At 52.2% G+C, this 20,023-nt stretch carries 18 protein-coding genes; 7 read left to right on the forward strand and 11 right to left on the reverse strand.

Going from position 1 to position 20,023, the window contains the following annotated elements:
- Positions 1–55: 55 nt before the first annotated feature.
- Positions 56–403 carry a hypothetical protein gene (locus tag IMCC3135_RS03640; RefSeq protein WP_088916349.1) on the reverse strand — a complete coding sequence of 116 codons (348 nt, stop codon included), beginning with the start codon at positions 401–403 and terminating at the stop codon, positions 56–58.
- A gap of 156 nt (positions 404–559) precedes the next feature.
- On the opposite strand from IMCC3135_RS03640, the gene IMCC3135_RS03645 reads away from it, so the two are divergent.
- The gene (locus IMCC3135_RS03645) at positions 560–2,206 is read left to right on the forward strand and encodes an FAD-binding dehydrogenase (protein WP_088916350.1); all 1,647 of its coding nucleotides are present in this window, start codon (positions 560–562) and stop codon (positions 2,204–2,206) included.
- A 95-nt stretch (positions 2,207–2,301) separates the two neighbouring features.
- On the opposite strand, the gene speB is transcribed toward IMCC3135_RS03645, so the two are convergent.
- From speB to IMCC3135_RS03660, 3 genes are all read right to left on the reverse strand, one after another.
- Entirely contained in the window at positions 2,302–3,114 is an 813-nt protein-coding gene (gene speB, locus IMCC3135_RS03650) for an agmatinase (protein ID WP_088916351.1), read from the reverse strand.
- Between the two features lie 273 nt (positions 3,115–3,387).
- On the reverse strand, positions 3,388–3,789 hold the full coding sequence (locus IMCC3135_RS03655; protein WP_088916352.1) for a DUF4440 domain-containing protein: 402 nt from the start codon (positions 3,787–3,789) through the stop codon (positions 3,388–3,390).
- Positions 3,790–3,837: 48 nt separating this feature from the next.
- Positions 3,838–4,374, reverse strand: a complete 537-nt coding sequence (locus IMCC3135_RS03660) for a peroxiredoxin-like family protein (RefSeq protein ID WP_088916353.1) — start codon at positions 4,372–4,374, stop codon at positions 3,838–3,840.
- Positions 4,375–4,448: 74 nt separating this feature from the next.
- Between IMCC3135_RS03660 and IMCC3135_RS03665 the strand changes: the two genes are divergently transcribed.
- Positions 4,449–5,066, forward strand: coding sequence for a TetR/AcrR family transcriptional regulator (locus IMCC3135_RS03665; protein ID WP_088916354.1), 618 nt, complete (start codon positions 4,449–4,451; stop codon positions 5,064–5,066).
- Positions 5,067–5,240: 174 nt separating this feature from the next.
- On the opposite strand, the gene IMCC3135_RS03670 is transcribed toward IMCC3135_RS03665, so the two are convergent.
- A complete protein-coding gene (locus IMCC3135_RS03670) occupies positions 5,241–5,891 on the reverse strand; it encodes a TenA family protein (RefSeq protein WP_088916355.1) in 651 nt (216 codons plus the stop codon).
- Between the two features lie 173 nt (positions 5,892–6,064).
- Entirely contained in the window at positions 6,065–6,571 is a 507-nt protein-coding gene (locus IMCC3135_RS03675) for a CsbD family protein (protein WP_088916356.1), read from the reverse strand.
- Between the two features lie 448 nt (positions 6,572–7,019).
- Here IMCC3135_RS03675 and IMCC3135_RS03680 point away from each other — a divergent pair, with 448 nt between their 5' ends.
- From IMCC3135_RS03680 to IMCC3135_RS03695, 4 genes are all read left to right on the forward strand, one after another.
- Entirely contained in the window at positions 7,020–7,631 is a 612-nt protein-coding gene (locus IMCC3135_RS03680; protein WP_157735744.1) for a 3'-5' exonuclease, read from the forward strand.
- Positions 7,632–7,837: 206 nt separating this feature from the next.
- Complete coding sequence (locus tag IMCC3135_RS03685; RefSeq protein ID WP_088916358.1) at positions 7,838–8,428, forward strand: TetR/AcrR family transcriptional regulator; 591 nt, start codon at positions 7,838–7,840, stop codon at positions 8,426–8,428.
- Between the two features lie 117 nt (positions 8,429–8,545).
- Positions 8,546–9,580, forward strand: a complete 1,035-nt coding sequence (locus tag IMCC3135_RS03690; protein WP_088916359.1) for an NADP-dependent oxidoreductase — start codon at positions 8,546–8,548, stop codon at positions 9,578–9,580.
- 12 nt (positions 9,581–9,592) lie between these two features.
- The gene (locus tag IMCC3135_RS03695) at positions 9,593–10,270 is read left to right on the forward strand and encodes a type 1 glutamine amidotransferase domain-containing protein (RefSeq protein WP_088916360.1); all 678 of its coding nucleotides are present in this window, start codon (positions 9,593–9,595) and stop codon (positions 10,268–10,270) included.
- A 79-nt stretch (positions 10,271–10,349) separates the two neighbouring features.
- Here IMCC3135_RS03695 and IMCC3135_RS03700 read toward each other — a convergent pair whose 3' ends face one another.
- Positions 10,350–11,918 (reverse strand): acetolactate synthase large subunit, encoded by a 1,569-nt coding sequence (locus tag IMCC3135_RS03700; RefSeq protein WP_088916361.1) that lies wholly within the window; start codon positions 11,916–11,918, stop codon positions 10,350–10,352.
- 196 nt (positions 11,919–12,114) lie between these two features.
- On the opposite strand from IMCC3135_RS03700, the gene IMCC3135_RS03705 reads away from it, so the two are divergent.
- Positions 12,115–12,867: a 4Fe-4S dicluster domain-containing protein gene (locus IMCC3135_RS03705; protein WP_088916362.1), complete on the forward strand. Its 753-nt coding sequence runs from the start codon at positions 12,115–12,117 to the stop codon at positions 12,865–12,867.
- Between the two features lie 83 nt (positions 12,868–12,950).
- Here IMCC3135_RS03705 and acnA read toward each other — a convergent pair whose 3' ends face one another.
- The 4 genes from acnA to IMCC3135_RS03725 form a co-directional block, all read right to left on the reverse strand.
- Positions 12,951–15,734, reverse strand: a complete 2,784-nt coding sequence (gene acnA / locus IMCC3135_RS03710) for an aconitate hydratase AcnA (protein WP_088916363.1) — start codon at positions 15,732–15,734, stop codon at positions 12,951–12,953.
- A gap of 186 nt (positions 15,735–15,920) precedes the next feature.
- A complete protein-coding gene (locus IMCC3135_RS03715; protein ID WP_088916364.1) occupies positions 15,921–17,207 on the reverse strand; it encodes an MFS transporter in 1,287 nt (428 codons plus the stop codon).
- A gap of 363 nt (positions 17,208–17,570) precedes the next feature.
- Positions 17,571–18,377 (reverse strand): MipA/OmpV family protein, encoded by an 807-nt coding sequence (locus IMCC3135_RS03720; protein ID WP_088916365.1) that lies wholly within the window; start codon positions 18,375–18,377, stop codon positions 17,571–17,573.
- A 33-nt stretch (positions 18,378–18,410) separates the two neighbouring features.
- Positions 18,411–19,715 carry a sensor histidine kinase gene (locus IMCC3135_RS03725; protein WP_088916366.1) on the reverse strand — a complete coding sequence of 435 codons (1,305 nt, stop codon included), beginning with the start codon at positions 19,713–19,715 and terminating at the stop codon, positions 18,411–18,413.
- Positions 19,716–20,023: the final 308 nt, after the last annotated feature.

Here is a 20,023-nt window from a genome sequence, read left to right on the forward strand (position 1 = left end):
AGGAGGTATCCGCAAGACAGCCCCAAGAGGCTTGTTCGCCCCTGATTGTTTACTGCTATTCGATAATCAGCTTGTTTAACGAGTGTTTGTCAGAGCTCTCTTCGACGACAGGTTCTCGTCCACCACGAAGTACTGAATTTCCTGCATCCAGTCCTCGCTGATCAATGGCAGGCGGATTGAGCCAGCCATCTTCGTGCATTTGTCCGCTTTGCGAATAGGCATCAAGTGCATTCTGATAGCACACCAACCTGACGTGTTCTTCCGGAATGCCTCGTTCGAGCGCCAACTTGGCAGTCTTGGCAACGCCCAGAGGTTCAGAAATTCCCCAGTCACAGGCAGAGTCGACCATGATTCGGTTGGCACCGTATTCGGCCAGAATATCCACCATACGGGCATTGCCCATCTTGGTTGACGGATAGAAAAACTGGTGACGATGCTATGTTATTAGTCAGGGGCTAATTCTTTGGCGACAGATTCCCACGTCAGTCGTGCTTTGGCAACGGCTTCTGAATGAATCGCACGCCATAATGTGAGTCACCTACGGGCAGAGGAGCAAAGTATGCAGCAGTCTGACGCTATAGTTGTTGGAGCCGGATTGGCAGGCCTGGTGGCTGCCGCCGAGCTGGCTGATCGCGGTAGGAGCGTTATCATCGTCGATCAGGAAGGCGAGAACTCGCTGGGAGGTCAAGCCTTCTGGTCGCTCGGTGGTCTGTTCATGATTGATACCCCCGAGCAGCGTCGCTTGAAAATTGTCGACTCACCTGAGCTTGCATTGGCTGACTGGATGGGGTCGGCGCAATTTGATCGGCAAGAAGATTATTGGCCGAGGCGTTGGGCCGAAGCTTATCTGGAGTTTGCTGCCGGGGATATGCGCAGCTGGCTTCACGGCATGGGGATGCGCTGGTTTCCAGTGGTGGGTTGGGCTGAGCGCGGAGGTAGCCTTGCAACGGGCCATGGGAATTCAGTTCCGCGTTTTCATATTACCTGGGGTGTGGGTCCCGGGGTGATCGAGCCTTTCATTGCACGCGTAACTGCGCATGTGCATAGCGGTAGAATTCAACTGAAGTTTCGTCATCGAGTCAGTCAGCTGGATATGACAGATGGGGTTGTCGTCGGTGTGAGTGGTGAGCAACTTGCCGTCGACACGGTGGAACGAGGCCAGCAAAGTAGTCGCGATGTCATTGCGGATTTCAGTTTGCAGGCGAGTAGCGTCATTGTGAGCTCAGGCGGCATTGGCGGGAATCTTGATCTGGTACGTCAGAATTGGCCAGTCGATCGACTTGGCGTTGCACCTGCGTCAATGATTTCGGGCGTGCCTGCCTATGTCGACGGGCGTATGCACGGTATTGCAAAATCGGCAGGTGCCGGCTTGATCAATACGGATCGCATGTGGCATTACACGGAAGGTGTCAAGAACTGGGACCCCATCTGGCCTGCACATGGTATCCGGGTCCTGCCAGGGCCCTCATCGCTGTGGTTTGATGCGTTTGGTAATCGCCTGTCCGCACCGTGCCTGCCTGGGTTTGATACGAACTTCACGCTTAAAAGAATACTTGCTTCGGGTAAGGACTACTCGTGGTTCGTGCTGACTCAAAAGATCATCGAAAAGGAGTTTGCACTTTCTGGTTCTGAACAGAATCCGGATCTACGTTCGAAGAAATGGCTGGAAGTCATCAAGGCTCGTCTGGGGCGGGGGGCAACGGATGCCGTGGAGGCGTTCAAGCGTGAAGGTGAAGATTTCATTGTGACCGATACTCTGGATGAACTGGTAGCGGGAATGAATCGTTGTGCGGGCAACCAACTGCTGAACGTGGAATCCATGCGCCAGCAAATTGAGGCGCGAGACGGACAGGTGGATAATCCCTTCTCCAAGGATGCGCAGGTTATTGCGATCCAGGCGGCTCGCCACTATCTGGGTGACAGACTTGTAAGAGTGGCAAAGCCACACAAGATACTGGACCCAGCCAATGGGCCACTAATTGCCGTGCGATTACATATTCTCACACGCAAGTCACTGGGAGGCATCCATACGAATCTGGATGGTCAGGTGCTTGATGCAGATGGCGAGACGATTGGCGGTTTGTATGCAGCTGGTGAGGTCGCAGGATTTGGTGGCGGTGGCTACCACGGGTATAACGCACTGGAAGGTACGTTTCTGGGTGGTTGCCTGTTTTCGGGGCTACGGGTGGGGCGGGCGGCAGGTTAGTCGGGTTGGGGCCTGTCAAAGTCTGGTGGTTGTGACAATCTCAGATCCAGAAGATCGATGCTGGGCCATAGCCATAAGTAGACACGGAACCGATCTTATCCGTCGTTTTTATCATCGAGCAGGCGACTTATCAGTTCTTTGCACACCTTGGCAGCAACCATGGCCGTCATACCGTAAGGATCACGATGCGGGTTGAGTTCCACGATATCAGCGCCGATCAATTTACCGCTAAAACTTTGAATGAGGGTTAAAACATCGCGTGTAGATAGGCCGCCGGGTTCAAAATGAGATACTCCCGGAGCAAATGCTGGGTCAAGCGCATCCAGATCGAAGCTTAGATAGACTGGGCCATCGAAGGCAATTTCCGAAACGCCGCTCAAATCCCGCATCTCATGAACCTCTACTCCGAACCGCTGGGCCTGATCGCGCTGGTGTGCATTCAGGGTGCGTATACCCACTTGTACTAGCCGTGCGATGTTGCCACTTTCCATCAATCGCGCAAAAGGAGATGCGTGACTGAACGGGTTTTGCAGCATATCGTCATACAGATCAGGATGCGCATCGATATGCAAGATGTTCAGTCCTTTATGCAGGCTGGCGTGGGCGTCGATCGCAGGGTAGGCCACCGAATGATCGCCTCCGAGACTGACAACATTGCCACCCGCATTGATCAACTCCCAAACCTTGCTGCGAATAGCATCAAAGGCTTCTTGCCGCTCCAGCCCTGTCAGAGATACATTGCCTGCATCAGCCCAAAGCGACTTGTCGCTCAAGTCATATCCGGACTCGGTAAACAGGTTCGCGCTATCGCTTTGCAGTGCTTCACGAATGCGATCCGGTGCCAGCGCGGGGCCTGTTAGAAAACTGGAGTTGTTGTCTTGTGGAAGGCCCAGTAACTTTATGGCCATATTTTGATAATTTCAGGGAAGCTCATGAATGTCGTACCTTAGGGATCGTGAAACAATTAACTATCATTTTCAGTCGTCCCTGCATCCTACCCTGCGGCGTTGTTCGGCGGTTGAATAGCAAGCTATTCGCCCTTCTCACGCCTTGCCGGACAGGCGGACTGGGCGTCCCCCAGGAACACCTGAAAATTGATACTTAATTATTTCACGATCCCTTAGCATCTGAGGACTGTCGTCCTGAGCAGGTATGTCTGTAGCTTCCATTGTGGGATTGGATCAGCTTTGTTCGGGGCGCAGGAAGATCACTTCGCGCATGACCTGCCATCGATCACTTTCAAACACCATGTCTATGCTGAGAGTTAAATCCATATTCTGACCATTCAGATCATTTTTACGGGACAGCAATACGTGTGCATTCTTGTCTTCCACGTCAATCTTGTGAAATTTTGCCCACGTTTTCATAGGTGGATCGCCTGCGTCACGCTTGGATCTGAACAGCTCGGTGAACATGGCTTTGTTAGCCGTATTGACGTTGTGCTCGGTGTCTATCATCAGGATCTGGAGGTCATCATGATAGATACGATCAAGTACATCGACGTTGTAGCTGGTTGCTGTTTGAATCAGTTCGTCGATGGCTTGTCGAACTTGTAGTTGCTCTGGAGTTTGAGTGTCGGGCATTGGAAATTTCTCTTGATGGACGTGATTGTTGTTGAATAGCGATTACTGCTAATCGATGTAAGTGCCTCGTATGGGGTAATTGTTTTTCGGATCACGGATGAAGCCCAAACCGGCAAGCAGGGAAGGAAGGTGAGGTCGAATGAATGGCACATTCGAAATGCTCGTTATTTGTACTTGTCCGGATTCGTTGACGATAAAAGCGCCAGGCTCTGCAAATGGTCGATCGGCTTCTTCTGCTGATCGTGGGTGGGAGATGAACAGGCCAAGTGCTTGCATCTGCTCTATCGTGAGCCCGTAGCCAACTTCGAATTGAAGTTGAAGAGGCTCGACTTGCGCTTGTGCCTTGTCTTGAGAGTCAGCTGATACTGCGACGACATCGACTCCCAATTCGTTGAAAGAGGACAATGATTCATTGAGTTCACTCAGAAACCTGCTGCATAAAGGGCAATGTTTACCGCGATAGACAATGACCAGCTGCCAGTCGTGTGGTGCTTTCGCAGATCCTAGAGATAGCGTTCCCCCATTGATATTGGGTACTTGCATTGCAGGAAAGGTATTGCCAGGTAGTAGTTTTTCAATCGTCATGTGTTCAGGTGACTCGCTATTTTGTAGTGATCGTTATATTATATGGGCAAACATGAAAGTCAAGGTGTTTTTTAATGAACGTTACAAAAAAGGCAGGCCGGCCCAAATTATTTGACAAGAATGAAGCCCTGCTAGCCGCAGTCAATGTGTTCTGGGAGCGTGGCTATGAGGGGGCTTCAGTCAAAAACCTGACCGAGGCCATGGGGATCAACAGCCCGAGTCTGTATGCAGAGTTCGGCGACAAGCACAATCTGTATCTGCAAGCGATTGATTGTTATGCCAACAATGACGCCTGCGCACCCTTGGTCGCAATTGAAGGGATTGAGGACATACACGTTGCCGTGCGAGCATTCCTGGATGCTGCTATCAACTACTCAACTGATCACGACAGCGGGGCCAAGGGTTGCTTTTTAGTCTCGTGTGTCTCAACGAGCGCAGGCCATGTAGAAGGCGTGTCCGAGCTGCTGTACGAGGCGATCGCGGCGACAGACGCGCGCATTACTGCCCGGTTTGATCTGGAAAAGAAGAAAGGGGGGTTGTCTCGCCAATTTCCATCCGCTGAGCGTGCTCGTCTATTGTTCGATCTACGTCAGGGTCTGGTGTTTCGAGCGCGCGCCGGTGTCAGCGCAAAAGTGCTGTCAAAGGATCTGGCTAACCTGGTTCAACTGGTGCTGGCTGACTCCGGTAAATAACAGGATCTGTGGAGTGCAGTACCGGCAATGGGCACGGCACTGTATTTTGAGCAGCACTCAGGCGCTGCTAAACGGCCGGAAACATGCCCGATTTCATCGGTTTAAGAGCCGTTTTTCCGTGAAAAACGCCTACAAATACCTAAAAATCAGCTAGTTATGAGGGTCTGACCTTCTTCAGGGGGTGAGGGCGGTGTCGAAGAAGGCTTTTTCCAGGCTGACGGTGCGGTGGAAAATGTCGGTAACGGCCTCTTTTTCCTCAGCATCAAGAGTTGGCCATGCTGCTTCCAGCTGTCCGCGCAGGTAGGCAACGAGCCCTTCGAACTCTGGACCGGCATGCAGGGTTATCCATTCTGCAAGGTAGAAGGGCAGTGTTTCCGGGGCAGGGTGGAACGGTGTTGCCCATTCCAGGTAGCTCCATTCTGCAACGACCAGAACCGCGATCATGCGTGAGTAGGAGCCGGATAGCCTGGCTTCGGTCATGATGGCTTGAAAGCCCTGGGTGGCGGGCCACAGTTCGGGCTCTTTCCAGTCCTGTTCAGTGACGGCCAGCGCCTCGAAGGAGCGATGAAAATAGGTGTTTTCCGGGCCGGTCACGACTGCCAGAAATTGTGCCAGTGGGATTGAATCCTGTAATGTAGGGGCATGTGCTATCGCAGAAGCTGCCAGGCGCACAAAGTTATCCAGAAAGGTGTAGTCCTGAACCAGGTAGGCCGCCATGCGGCTATCTGCAAGTGTTCCATCGGAGAGTTCGCGACAGAATTGATGCTGGGTAACGGCATTCCAGGTGGCCGAGCAGGATGTTTGCAGTTCTTCGGTTAGAGACATATCGGGCTTGAATGTTCCGGTGAGGTGTCAAAGTCCGATGAAGTATATCCGCGTTGCAGCAAGTACCTGTTAAAGAGGCTGCCAAGTACAGCTCTAGTAACGAGGGGAACAAGATCCCCTCGTTAGCATGCCGTTACAACGGCATGAATGACTAGCGTTGTTAAGCTCTGAAGTTACAGAGTTGACGCCCAATCGCTTACCTGGCTTTCAGCTGTGTCGCGATCCAGTCCGTATTTTTCTTGTACCAGAGTGACCAATGCATCGCGGTCGCCGTCAACGCTCAACAGCTCTTCTTCAGACAGGTCTGCCCAACGATCCTTGATGCTGCCGATCGAGTCTTGCCAGTTGCCTTGCAGATCAGTCCAGCCAGCGCTGTCGGCAGCATCTGCGATGGCATCTTTTGAAGAGTCCAGAGCTGCTGCAGCCGAGTCAGAGGCCTGGTTGAGTGCGTCTCCTGCTTCCCCGGCTGCGTTATCAGCGGCCTGTGTTGCTGTATCCGTTGCGTCTCCGACTGCAGTGGTGGTGCTATCAACAGCTTGTGATGCTGTATCAGTTGCTGATTCCTGGATTGTTGAGCTGGTCTCGCTGTCTACTGGCACAGGTTCTACTGTACCGCCACATCCCGTCAGAACGAGAGTCATGGCTGTGGCCAATACGAGGTTTCCGTTGAGTATGGACATTATTGCTGCTCTCCTGTTGCTTCACGAACACTGGACGAGTCGGTATGACACGTCTTCTGCGTGCAGCGTAACGAGTTCGAGCTCGCATTCATCCTTACAGGTCGGAACGGTTATCCCTGACGTGAATGCAAGCCGCATGGGCAGCCACTCCTGAGGATATGACATTTAGGTAATGATTTTTATACGTGACAGATTGCACAGATTTCGAGTTGGAATGTGTGCTTTGGAGGTCGTCTGATGTTACATGTCACGATGATGACTTGCGGGTGAACTTGTCAGTATTCAACTCTTTGCCATGCACGGGAGAGACTTTCATTGCCGTCTGTCGGCTGGCACGGGATAATGCCCGCTCTTTGGAAATACCGACTTGCTACATGACTTCTTTCGCCCTGCCTGTTCTTCTATGAGTACACTTTCAACATCGCCTCAAGCAGCACAGAATGCTGTTGTGAGCAGCGACATTGCTTATGCGGTAGTCGACTTTGAGACGACAGGGTTGAACCCGCAAGATGGTGATCGTGCTATCGAGATAGGTATATCGTTGTTTCGAGGTGGCAAGGAGGTGGATACATTCTCCTCGCTGATCAACCCTCAGATGCGAATTCCCGCGTTCATTACACAGCTGACTGGTATTTCCAATGCCATGGTAGCTGGTGCGCCAGGCCCATGCGAGGTGTTTCAGAATGCCCTGGACTTTGTCGGCGATGCTCAGCTTGTTGCACACAATGCAAGCTTTGATAGAAAATTCTGGCGCCGGGAGCTCTCTCTGGTGCTAGGGCTTGAATGCGATCGTGAGTTTGTCTGTACCTTGATGCTGGCCCGTCGTGTCTTTCAGTCCTTTCCGAGTCATCGTCTGGGGGAGATAGCCCGCGTATTGAACATTGATACGGGGAGAAGTCACAGGGCACTCGACGATGCACGCGTCACCACTATCATACTGGCCACCATGATGGATCGATTGCGACGCGCCCATCCAGAACAGCTGATTGATGCCTCATTTCTTCAGGCCTATCAGAAGAAGGCAAGAACCAAATTACCTGACTTGTCCAGCATCGTTTGAGCGCCGCGTTTCACGAATTTACAAATACGGGCACCGAAATCGAGGGCTAAGGCACGAGCGTGTACAGTCCGTGCATGTTTTTTCATAGCCATTCGCAGGCGACAGATAGTGAGCCGGGTTCAGGTTTTTGGAGGCAGGGTCAAGTCTTACAAATTTGTGATCTTCAAGCACTAGACGACCGGTCTAATCGTCCCTATAGTCTGTGCATGGACAAACGCAACCCGGATACTCAAACACATATACTGTCGACAGGCCGTCGCCTGACGGCGTTGAATGGCTATGCTGGCGTGGGCTTGAGCGAATTGCTCAAGGAAGCTGGAGTGCCCAAGGGCTCGTTCTACCATTACTTCCAATCCAAGGAGGCCTATGGTTGTGCCTTGTTGAAAGATTTTGCGAATGACTACGAAGAAAAACTGAGCAATACACTGAACCACCCAGGCAAAGATGGTCGTTCACGTCTGCTTGCCTATTTTGCCCAGTGGCGTAAACAGCAAACCGGCGACATCCCGGAAGAGCGCTGCCTGGTCGTCAAGCTGTCAGCTGAAGTGGCTGAGCTATCACCGGATATGAGTGAAATTCTGGAGCATAGTGTGAAGTTCATTGTTGATCGTCTGGCAGACACACTGCGCGAAGGTGTTGCTGATGGCTCGATAGGCGCCCATAAGGATTCCGCTGAGCTTGCCGGTACCCTCTATCACCTATGGTTGGGTGCAAGCCTGGTCGCTGGGCTTTCTCGAAAAAACACGGCTCTGACATCAGCCCTGCGGGTCACCAAAGTTCTGATTCCAGTGGTTTGATATTCAATTGCAATTCACTAATTCATGCTTTTGCCTGATGAGTAGACGACCGGTCTAGTTTGGCAATGGCATTCACTCACCTCATTTAACAACTTTTAGCTATACACGGAGAAATTCATGTCTCAATCAAAAACTACCAATCGCCAGATCGTACTGGCAGAACGTCCCAAGGGCGAGCCAACGCAGAATACATTGAAGCTGGAGGAGAATGCAGTTCCGACAGCGGGTGAAAACCAGATGTTGCTACGTACTGAATATCTCTCGCTGGACCCCTATATGCGTGGGCGTATGAGTGATGCACCCTCCTATGCACCACCGGTTGAGATTGGTGGTGTGATGGTTGGAGGTACGGTGGCAGAAGTTGTCGAGTCGAAGCTGGAAGGCTTTTCTGCAGGAGACTACGTACTTAGTTTCAGCGGTTGGCAGGATTACGCAGTATCGGACGGCACCGGCGTAACCAAACTGGGAAAAGAGTTTGAACACAGATCATGGGCGCTTGGCATCCTGGGCATGCCCGGATTCACGGCATGGGCTGGTTTGACCAAAATTGGAGCTCCCAAGGCTGGAGAGACCATTGCTGTTGCGGCAGCCACCGGTCCTGTCGGTGCAACCGTAGGGCAGATTGGCAAGATACTGGGTTGCCGTGTGGTTGGAATTGCCGGTGGTCCTGAGAAGTGTGAATACGCCGTGAAAGAGCTTGGTTTTGATGCTTGTATCGATCACAAGGCCGCAGATTTTGAAGAGCAGCTGGCCAAGGCAAGTCCTGATGGTATTGATGTCTACTTTGAAAACGTGGGCGGCAAGGTTCTGGATGCTGTCATCCCGTTGCTCAACCCCAATGCACGTGTACCGTTATGTGGCCTGGTATCTCAATACAATGCAACTGAGCTACCTGAAGGTCCGGATCGTATGAACTGGCTGATGGGTCAGATTCTGCGCAAGAAGATCAAAGTACAAGGTTTCATCATATTCGATGATTTTGGCCATCTTTATCCGGAATTTGCGAAAGAGATGAGTGCTTGGGTCGAGGAAGGCAAGGTCAAGTACCGCGAAGAGGTCATCGACGGTCTTGAGAATGCATCAGCAGCATTTGTCGGCTTGCTCAAAGGTGAAAACTTCGGCAAGCGCGTAATAAACGTCGGTTCTAACTAAAGGAATTCAGATATGAAAATTTTAATGGTATTAACTTCGCACGATCAACTCGGCGACACAGGCAATAAAACCGGATTCTGGTTGGAAGAATTTGCTGCTCCCTATTACGTCTTCAAGAATGCTGGAGCAGAGATTACTCTGGCGTCTCCTAAAGGCGGACAGCCACCGATCGATCCGAGCAGTGATGATGAAGGGTCTCAGACAGATGACACGCGTCGTTTCAAAGCGGATGAGGCGGCAAACAAGCACCTTGCTGCAACCGAAAAACTGTCGACCGTCGATGCGGCAGGTTTTGATGCCATCTTCTACCCGGGTGGTCATGGACCTTTGTGGGATCTGGCGGAAGACGCAGATAGCAAGCAGTTGATTGAAACGTTTTACACGGCAGGCAAGCCGGTTGGTGCGGTTTGTCATGCACCAGGGGTATTTCGTCATACGCTTCGTGCTGATGGCAAGCCACTGGTGTCAGGTTTGCGTGTTACCGGCTTTACCAATACAGAAGAAGAGGCTGTTGGCCTGACTAATGTTGTGCCTTTTCTGGTTGAAGATATGCTTAAGGAAAATGGCGGCACTTATGAGAAAGGTGCTGACTGGGCAAGTTTTGTGCTGCGTGATGGCAATCTTGTCACCGGTCAGAATCCGGCCTCGTCTGCAGCAGCAGCCAACGAACTTCTGGCATTGCTGAAATAACTGCTTGACGAGCCAAGGGAAGAGAGCCTGCAACGGTATGCGTGCTGCAGGCTCTCTTGTCTGGCGCAGTAAATTTTCCCTACAGGCGTGCCTCAATCAGGAACGGCCCCTGTGTGCTGGCAGCATGCTTGAGAGCCTCTTCAAGTTCTGCCACCGTTGCAACCTTGCGAGCAGCAACGCCCATACTTTCTGACATGGCAACCCAATCAAGGCTGGGGCGTGTCAAGTCCATCATGCTGAGGGCGATTTCACCACTGCTGGCCTGTACATTCTCCAACTCATACTTGAGAATATCGTAGCTTTGATTGGCTAGAATGATGGTGGTTATGTTCAGCGATTCGCGAGCCTGAGTCCACAATGATTGCACCGTGTACATGGCACTACCATCGCCTTCGAAGCAGAATACCGGTCGGTCAGGGGCTGCAATGGCTGCGCCCGTGGCCAGAGGTAAGCCGCCGCCAATAGAACCACCGCAGACCTCCAGCCAGTCATGAGTGTGAGAGCCCTGGGTGGCAGCAAAGATTTCTCTGCCAGCAGTAACGGACTCATCCACAACAATGGCATCTTCGGGAAGCAGTCGTGCGATCACATTGGCTAGAGAGCCGGGTGTCAGTGGTCCATCTTCACAACGTACCGGAAGCTCAAGAGGCTGTAGTTCCGCGATAACGTCGGTGGTGTCCAGTATGGCTTCCAGATCATCCAGTGCCTTAGGGACATTCTGGAACAAGCTGGCTAGCTGATGGGCTTCTGCTTTTTCGGAATAGAGCTCGCTGCGTGTATCAGGATAGGCGAAGAATGCTATGGGTGGTTTGGTGCCAATAGCGACGATATGTTCAAAATCTTCAAGCAAGGTGGTGGCGCTCTGCAGACGATATGGAATGGCATCGACTGGCACACGACCTGCACCACGTTCCATACGTGATTTGAAAGTCTCGCAGAAAAGGCTGGCACCACGGGCTTTTGCTATGCGAGCCACAGACTTCAAGGCATCGCTACGCAATGCGGCACCACCAATCACGATCGCAACGGACTCCCCGCTGTTCAATACTTCGGCGATGCGTTGCAGGTTTGCCGGATCAATTTCCTCAGGCGTTGAACCCTGATCATCTGTAAGCGTCGGAGAAGGATCTGACTGTGCCTTGCCAGTTGACGATTCCCATGCCGTATTGGCCGGTACGATCAGTGTCGCTATTTTTCCCGGTAAGCCACCAGCCGCGGCAACGGCATCAGCGCCATCACTAGCCAGGTTTGCAGCAGACTCACAGGTTCTGAGCCAATGCGAAACCGGAGCTGCCAAACCTGCGATATCCGAGGTTAATGGTGCATCGTGTGCGATATGCCAGCTTGCATGTTCGCCCACCATATTGACAATGGGTACGCCAGCTTTGCGAGCATTATGTAAATTGGCAATGCCGTTGGCCAGACCCGGGCCGGTATGCAGCAAGGTGACAGCCGGTTTTTCCGCCATGCGTGCATAGCCGTCGGCTGCACCTGTTACCACGCCTTCAAACAGGCCAAGCACGCATCGCATGCCACCGACCTTATCCAGGGCGGCGACAAAATGCATTTCAGACGTGCCGGGATTGGCGAAACAGACATCAACATCCGCATCCAGTAGCGAGCGGACAAGGCTTTCGGCACCGTTCAAAATGAATTCTCCAAGAATTTAGTAGTCTGAAATACTGGGTCTTGTATCCAGTCTGGTCACCATTGGTAGTGGACCAGAAGGTGCAGTATATCCGTCTTGCTGGCATCGGGTCGTCACAGCGTCTGGCAACAAAGATGTCGAGTTCGTGTAGCCTTGGCCAGTTCCATAGTCCAACGAACGATTGACTGGTTTCAACATGGCGGACGACCTTCCAAGCATTCATCAGATTCGAGTCTTGGCCTCTGAATATGGATTGGTTCTAAGAGGTGGATTCAGGACGAACGACAGTGACATCATTCCGGTGCACGAGTCGGGTCGCATACATTCTGGGGTTCTGCTGTTCGGTCAAACCGGATCGACACTATGGGATTACTTTGCCCGATCAGAAGAATACCTGGATGGCAAGGCTGATCCGATGGATCGCTGGAGTGCTCGGGTAGGGCGCAGGCTGGCAGAAAAGTCGGGTGGTACTGCCTTGTTACCATTCGATGGACCCCCCTGGTATCCCTTCCTTCGATGGGCGCAACGAGCAGAGAACATACGTTCTTCACCGTTGGGAATTCTGATGCATCCGCAACATGGCCTGTGGCATGCGTACCGGTTTGCCATTGCCTTGCCAGTGCTTGTCGAGGGCTTTGAAGAGTTGGAACATTCTTCTGCGAGGCACGTTGCCAGGCAGCACGCTACCGAGCGGCACGCCTGCGATTCGTGTGTTGCACGAGACTGCTTGAAGGCTTGTCCGGTTAACGCTTTTACGGAAGGCAAATACGATGTGGTTTCGTGTGCGAGCTATTTGCGCCAGAACGAACAATCAGACTGTCACCGGTCAGGGTGTCTGGCGCGCGCTGCGTGTCCGGAAGGGCAGGACTCCGTCTATGAGCTCGCTCATCGTCAGTTCCATATGCTGCAGTTCTATGCCTCACTCAAAAAGCCGATTGAGCTTTCATGAGAGAGGCAGACTTGCATTAAAATAATTTATAGCTTGACTTGCATACATCGATATCGCCAGCTGTCAGGACCCGATACCCGACATCACGCGCTAGTCGACAGAGCATCCTCACTCTGGTCACTGGCAAGTGAGCGCAAGACATAGTGAAGAATGCCGCCGTGACGATAGTAATCCCACTCAACCGGGGTGTCGATACGTATGTCGACGGTAAATTCCACGACCTTGCCATTGTCATTCTCGGCTCGTACATCCAGCGTGGCAGGGTGCTGATCGGCCGAGCTGATGGTGAAGCGTTCCTCGCCACTCAAACCGAGTGATTCGGCATCGTCGCCTTCCTGGTATTGCAGGGGCAATACGCCGAAGCCTATGAGATTGGATCGGTGTATACGCTCATAGCTTTGTGCGATAACAGCGCTGACTCCGAGCAGACGTGTGCCTTTTGCGGCCCAGTCACGACTGGAACCTGTGCCGTACTCGCGCCCGGCAAGCACGACCAGTGGCGTTTTTTCGCGTTGGTACTGCATGCCTGCAGCGTAGATACTCATCGATTCGCCATCAGGTAAATGACGCGTCACACTGCCTTCCGAGCCTGGAGCCAGTTGATTGCGCAGGCGCACATTGGCGAATGTGCCTCGCATCATGACTTCATGGTTGCCACGGCGTGAACCCAGACTGTTGAAATCACCCAGAGAAACACCCTGGGACAGAAGGTATTCACCTGCCGGGCTATCGGGAAGAATTGCACCCGCTGGCGAGATATGATCCGTCGTGACGCTGTCGCCGAGCATCACCAGACAACGCGCATCCTTGATAATGGGTGAGTCGACGATATTCGCGCTGATACCTTCGAAGAAGGGTGGTTTTTTCACATAGGTGGATTCGGGCCACTGATAGGTATTGCCTCCTGGCACATCCAGACGCTTCCATTCCTCGGCGCCTTCAAATACATCGGCGTAGCTCTTGCCAAACAGGCTTGAAGATACATGCGTCTCGACGGCCTCTGCCACCTCGGCGGCGCTTGGCCAGATATCGGTCAAAAAGACAGGCTTGCCGTCAGCATCTTCTCCCAACGGTTCTGTGGTCAGATCTATGCGCATGCTACCTGCCAGTGCATAAGCGACTACCAATGGGGGGGAGGCGAGGTAGTTGGTCTGTACTTCCTGATGAATCCGACCTTCGAAGTTACGGTTGCCGCTCAGCACAGAGGCTGCCACCAGCTTGCCTTTGCGAATAGCCTGGCTGACCTCCTCGGGTAGCGGGCCAGAGTTGCCGATACAGGTTGTGCAGCCAAAACCGACCACATGGAACCCAAGTTCGCGCAACGGCTGCATGAGCTCCGCAGATTCCAGATATTGCGGTACTACCTGCGAGCCTGGTGCAAGCGATGTCTTGACCCAGGGCTTTACCGTCAGGCCACGCTCACGTGCACGTTTGGCCAGCAGCCCTGCCGCCATCATGACTGCAGGGTTTGAGGTATTGGTGCATGATGTAATGGCTGCAATCACCACATCGCCATCGTGCAGGCGCATTGGCGCACCTTCCAGATCGAAGTCAATGTGCTTGACGGGAGGCGTGAGGTCACTGCCGATGGCGGTGTGTCCACCTTCACTATCGAACCTTGATTCCTGCTGGTTCTTAGCTGGCTTGATGTCAAGCGGCATCTCATCGAGTCGGCCCTCGTCAACAAGGTAACGATGAAAGCGATCACTGGCCTCGGACAGATCAATGCGATCCTGCGGTCGCTTTGGTCCGGCGATGCTGGGACGCACCTCAGAGAGGTCCAGCGTCACGGAGTCACTGTAGTTGGCTGCCTTGTCACCATCTTCGCGCCATAGTCCTTGTGCACGTGCGTAAGCTTCAACAAGATTGATACGGCTTTGATCACGGCCAGTCAGTCGCAGGTAGCGCAAGGTCTCGGCATCGATCGGGAAGATGCCGCAAGTAGCACCGTACTCAGGGGCCATATTACTGATAGTGGCGCGATCAGCCAGTGGCAAACTTGAAAGCCCGTCACCATGGAATTCGACAAACTTGCCAACAACTCCTTTGCTGCGCAACTTCTCGGTGACCATGAGAACCAGATCGGTTGCCGTGGTGCCGGCTGGCATTTTGCCTGTTATTTCAAACCCGACGACTTCGGGTATGAGTAGTGTGATGGCTTGTCCGAGCATGGCCGCTTCCGCCTCGATACCACCGACACCCCAACCCAGAACACCCAGGCCATTGATCATCGTGGTGTGAGAGTCGGTACCTACCAGAGTGTCTGGAAAGGCCATCAGTTTGTCACCTTCACGGCGCTCGGTGACAACATCGGCCAGATACTCCAGGTTCACTTGATGCACGATGCCGGTGCCCGGTGGAACGACACGGAAATTGTCAAATGCTTCCTGTCCCCAGCGCAGAAACTGGTAGCGCTCCTTGTTACGCTGGAATTCCAGTTTGCGGTTAAGATCCAGAGCATCCATGGAGGCAAATCGATCCACCATGACCGAATGATCGATGACGAGATCGACCGGAATCTGCGGATTGATCAAGGCAGGATCGGAGCCTAACTCCGCCATTGCATCGCGCATGGCCGCCAGATCCACGATGGCAGGAACCCCTGTGAAGTCTTGCAGGATTACGCGGGCCGGGGAGAAGCTGATCTGTTCGGCGGTGGCGCTGCCAGGTTGCCAGGTTGCCAATGCCTTGATGTGTTCTTGTGTAATGTCACGACCGTCTTCATGGCGTAACAGATTTTCAAGCAATATTTTCAATGAGAAGGGTAAGCGACTCACACCGAACTGCTTTTCAAGCTCGGTGATATTGTGAATGCTGAAAGACTTTCCTTCAACTTCGAGAGTCGATAACGTTGAGAAGCTGTTCATTCGTGGGCCTCCTGTTACTGGACCGAATTCCGTCTGCAAAATGCAGTGGATGCCTGACCTTCATCTGAAGGTGTCAGCAAGATATGTCAGTTAACTGAATTCAGTCTAACAGCCAGAAATACCGATGCCGGGCGTGTTCCTGTATCGGTAAAATTTTCAAAGCACCTGCAGTCGAAGCGCGTGAAATCAGAGTTCGCGAAGCCCTTTACCCAGCACCGCACCGGCCAGACTCATCAGTGAGAGAATCACTATTAACCATATCGGTTCGAAGAAAGTGGAGAGCACTCCCAGCAGAATACCGGTTGCAAGCAACAGTGCGCCTATGATCGTATTGGACAAGGCGACGTAGTCAACGCGCCTCTCTTTGCTGGCCATATCCACGATATAGGTTTTCCTGGCAACCCTGACGCCCTGATGAGAGATCTGCAGCCCGAAGAAGATCAGGGGTACAAGCCAGCTGGTATGCAGTAGCTCAGGGGTGGCAATATAAATGACCAAGGTCAGGGCTCCCAATAGAAATACCAGAAAACCTGACAGGATCATTGTACGACGGGAGGAGCGATCAGATAGTCGGCCCCAGACAACCGAGGATAGTAAATTTGCCAGCCCACCTGCGAGTAGCAGGCCTCCCAGGACACGAATGCCCGAGTCGTTATTGCCACTGAGCAGAATATAGTAAGGCGCTAATAGCGCTGAAGAGATATACAAGGCACGTACGGTAATGAACTTTGCAAGATCGCTGTCCTCTTGCAGCAAGCTTAGCCTCTGCTTTAGAGAGTTAGAGCGAGTCTTGCCATTGTCACGGCTTGATGCCGATTCATCAATAAAACCGTAGACCAGACTTGCCAGTAACCAGCATGCACAGGCGATCAGCAGCAGAACCACGATGGTGGAAATTGATTTTGCCGAGCTTTGCATCAGCAGATACCCGGCAACTGCACAACTGCTCAAACCAGCAATGGTTGCAGACCAGCCGGTAGTCTGACCACGCATCGACTTCGGGATGACGGCTCCCAGGACCGCTTTTGATGACAGGGAGCAAAGGCATCTGCCTAAACTGAATAGTGTTACCAGAGTGACGATCAATATGGCAGCGCTAAGACCTGTAAAAGTCAGGGCGGTCAAAACCACACCGAATATGGCCATGGCCTGAAAGACGGTTCCGGCCTGGTAGAGTCGCAGTTTTTTCGGACGTGATGTGACAGGGCCTGCCAATAATAATTGCGGCAACATTGAGCCGGCCTCACGTATCGGGACTATCAGGCTGATAGCGAAAGCTGGGGCACCCAAAGCCTGCATCAACCAGGTGAGTGTGATCTTGGGGCTGGCCAGCAAGTCTGCAAATTTGCTGAAAAAGTTTGTACAGCAAATCAGAAGAAATGCACGAGCGATCTGTTGTTTGTCGGCATCCGTAGCGTGTTCGTCCTGACCTTCGGTTAACTTGTTAACGACAGACACAGCTTGCAGGCGCATCAGCTCTGCTCGCCAGAGACTGTATTGACTGCGTATGCTGAGCAGTTGATAGCCGAGACAGGCATTGGCAACGGCACCCGGGTTGGGGCGTGCGCAATGGGAATAGTAAGTGAATTCATGAAGATGCCGTGCGTCAGTGGTAATACATCTTTTACCGCCAAGCCAGATCGGTTGGTTGAATTGTAATAGTTACCTGCTGTCACAGGTTTGCGGAGCTGTAAATCAGAGCGCTTAAGTGGTGCTCGATTAAACTGAGTCTTTGTCTCTTGTCTCTTGTCTCTTGTCTCTTGTCTCTTGTTCTGGTGTCTGGTGTCTGGTGTCTGGTGTCTGGTGTCTGGTGTCTGGTGTCTGGTCATGCAGATATCAAAATTGATAATTTGTGAATAATCCGCCGGTCCATTGCTCTTCTGCGCCTCGTAAGCTGATTACCGGGCTGTCTGCCAGCTCATCAGAAAAATGCTTGACGCTGACTGTCAGTCCGCCAGACCAGGGCCCGTCAAACTCCTGAATAATGGTCAGGGCCAACCCGATATCCTTAAGTCCTTTGTCTGCTTCGAATTCAGCAAGCGATGAAAGATTGCTGTCACTCTCATTGACTCCGAAGTAGGCACTATTGTATTCAGAATCAGCGTAAGCCAGCTGGAGCTGACCGATGGCAGTCGTTTTCGAGGAGAACTCCCGAAGCAGGCCAATGCTAATCGATAGCAAGGTGCCGTCATGACCGGCGCCAAAAGTGTCAGTAATGTCCAGTGAGGCAATAATCAAAGCTGGATCATCGATGCCAAGCATGTTCACGGGTATGCCGGATTGCAGGAACAAGCCGACTTCCAGGGCGTCGTCGATGGGCTCCATCAGGCGCACATTTTTATCTGAAATATCGGCTGAGCGCCCTTCGTCGTATCGCACGACAAAACCCGTATTGAGCTTGGGTGAAGGCACCAGATCCATTTGCAACTCTACGCCTCTGAGTGTCAGTCCGACTGGCCCCAGGAGGGTTTTGGCAGATGGCAATACTACGGGTTGGTACTTGTCCGCTCCCTGGTACTCAGGCTTCATGTAAACGCCCACGCCGATTTCATGAGCGGCAGCATTTCCAGCAAGTGCCAGCAAGCTGAGGGTGAGAGTTGTAAGAATTCTACAGTAGGTGCTTATATGGGCTCGGGGCTGCATAGCTCAAGTGCGTCTGTTTGTCTGCCTCGCGAGTCACTGTGTCCGCAATGGCTGTCGGATAAATGGAGCACCTGATACCCTTGGTATGATGGCGGGTGTGTCAGGTACCGGAATTGATAGTGTGAAGATACTACCTTTCCCCGCTTCACTTTCACAACTGATTGAACCGCCCAGCTTTCTCGCCAAGTTCTGGCTGATGACCAGTCCCAGGCCTTGATCAGGGTCCTGTTGAGAAAGCTCAGTGCCGGGTTCTGATAAAAGTTTGAGAAGTCTGTATTTTTGCTCGGCTCCGATACCTACGCCCGTATCCTTGACGATGAAGTTCAGGGTTCCCCCTTGTAAGGACTTGCCGCCGGATTCAAAGTTTGAAGAGGCAAGCTTTTCAGGTTCATACTGGATGAGTAATGTTACGCCGCCCTTATCGGTAAATTTGATGGCATTGCCAATCAGATTGATGATGATTCGCTTGAGAAGTTTTTGATCAGTCTGAATCAGGGCCGGTATATCGGGTGACCAATTGCACTCGAGTGATATCCGTTTCATTCTCGCCCTCAGGGATACGGTGTCTGAAATATCAACCATGAGTTCAGTGGGGGAAAACGATTTTTTACTGGGTTCAATATTTCCAGCCTCGATTTTTGATAAATCGAGTACGTCGTTGATGATGCTTAAAAGGTTCTCGGCATTGCGGTTGATCGTCTGCAGGTATTGCAGCGTTTCGTTGTTCGGCTCTTTTTCGATGAGTAAATCCGTATAGCCAAGAATTGCTGTCATGGGCGTACGGATTTCACGTGACATATTGGCCAGGAACATGTTCTTTGAATCATTCGCTGCTACGCTCATTCGACGCGCCTGCTGCAGCGATTTCACATGATCGTGGTTTTTCCTTATAACCTGGTCTGAATCAATCGGGAAGCTTGCGTGCCCCTCTGCGATTTTTGCGTTATCTCTGTCCGGATAATTGGGGTGCAAAAGAACCATCAATACATTGTCGTTATCCTGGCAGCCTTCAAGCTTGCTGATATGGACATGACAATGATGATAAGTGCCGTTCCTGTAGGCCCGGGCCGGGGTGTTGACAGGTGTCTCGTTTCGCCAGACTCGCGACAGGAGTGGGCGTAGACGTGACTTCAAACCTCTGCGGGCAACAATCGTGATATCCGGCAGTTCCGTTGAGAGTCCGGAGAAGTCATGCTGGACAAAATTGTCAGTTGAGCCCTTTGCAAAAAGGACTCGATTGTCCTTGTTGACTACAAATACAGCGTGTTCGATCTGCTGGGGCCATTGACGACGCACACAGGCAGCAAGGTCGATGGATTGCTCACAACCCTTTATCAAGTGAAGCTCCTGTTGAGTGAGTATTCTCCGAGATCATGGCTGCTACGGCCACCAGAAAGCCATGGTCATCACCATCACTTGTCGGCGTTCAGACGGCTGTAAATTCAAGCCAGATCACCCATTCAGCTTACCTCACTCGCCTAGCGCAATGCTTGTAAATACAGGCCCGAGTAACCTTCGCGTTCGAACATCCGGTGTGCAGTCCGACCTCCTTATCGTTCACAACAACGCAACTGCAGATACTGATTCAGGAAGGCGGCTGTGGACTTGGCGTTCCGTACGAGGCCAGATCATTTTTCGGTAGAAGT

The sequence above is a fragment of the Granulosicoccus antarcticus IMCC3135 genome (genome assembly GCF_002215215.1).
Taxonomy (GTDB): Bacteria; Pseudomonadota; Gammaproteobacteria; order Granulosicoccales; family Granulosicoccaceae; genus Granulosicoccus; species Granulosicoccus antarcticus.

What these genes read in the sequence shown, in the direction of transcription:
- IMCC3135_RS03675 (WP_088916356.1), bottom strand. Translation starts at nt 6,571, where the DNA reads ATGTCCATACTCAACGGAAACCTCGTATTGGCCACAGCCATGACTCTC.
- IMCC3135_RS03720 (WP_088916365.1), bottom strand. Translation starts at nt 18,377, where the DNA reads ATGCAGCCCCGAGCCCATATAAGCACCTACTGTAGAATTCTTACAACT.
- IMCC3135_RS03640 (WP_088916349.1), bottom strand. Translation starts at nt 403, where the DNA reads ATGGGCAATGCCCGTATGGTGGATATTCTGGCCGAATACGGTGCCAAC.
- IMCC3135_RS03685 (WP_088916358.1), top strand. Translation starts at nt 7,838, where the DNA reads ATGGACAAACGCAACCCGGATACTCAAACACATATACTGTCGACAGGC.
- IMCC3135_RS03690 (WP_088916359.1), top strand. Translation starts at nt 8,546, where the DNA reads ATGTCTCAATCAAAAACTACCAATCGCCAGATCGTACTGGCAGAACGT.
- IMCC3135_RS03655 (WP_088916352.1), bottom strand. Translation starts at nt 3,789, where the DNA reads ATGCCCGACACTCAAACTCCAGAGCAACTACAAGTTCGACAAGCCATC.
- IMCC3135_RS03645 (WP_088916350.1), top strand. Translation starts at nt 560, where the DNA reads ATGCAGCAGTCTGACGCTATAGTTGTTGGAGCCGGATTGGCAGGCCTG.
- speB (WP_088916351.1), bottom strand. Translation starts at nt 3,114, where the DNA reads ATGGCCATAAAGTTACTGGGCCTTCCACAAGACAACAACTCCAGTTTT.
- IMCC3135_RS03705 (WP_088916362.1), top strand. Translation starts at nt 12,115, where the DNA reads ATGGCGGACGACCTTCCAAGCATTCATCAGATTCGAGTCTTGGCCTCT.
- IMCC3135_RS03670 (WP_088916355.1), bottom strand. Translation starts at nt 5,891, where the DNA reads ATGTCTCTAACCGAAGAACTGCAAACATCCTGCTCGGCCACCTGGAAT.
- IMCC3135_RS03715 (WP_088916364.1), bottom strand. Translation starts at nt 17,207, where the DNA reads ATGCGCCTGCAAGCTGTGTCTGTCGTTAACAAGTTAACCGAAGGTCAG.
- IMCC3135_RS03695 (WP_088916360.1), top strand. Translation starts at nt 9,593, where the DNA reads ATGAAAATTTTAATGGTATTAACTTCGCACGATCAACTCGGCGACACA.
- IMCC3135_RS03660 (WP_088916353.1), bottom strand. Translation starts at nt 4,374, where the DNA reads ATGACGATTGAAAAACTACTACCTGGCAATACCTTTCCTGCAATGCAA.
- IMCC3135_RS03665 (WP_088916354.1), top strand. Translation starts at nt 4,449, where the DNA reads ATGAACGTTACAAAAAAGGCAGGCCGGCCCAAATTATTTGACAAGAAT.
- acnA (WP_088916363.1), bottom strand. Translation starts at nt 15,734, where the DNA reads ATGAACAGCTTCTCAACGTTATCGACTCTCGAAGTTGAAGGAAAGTCT.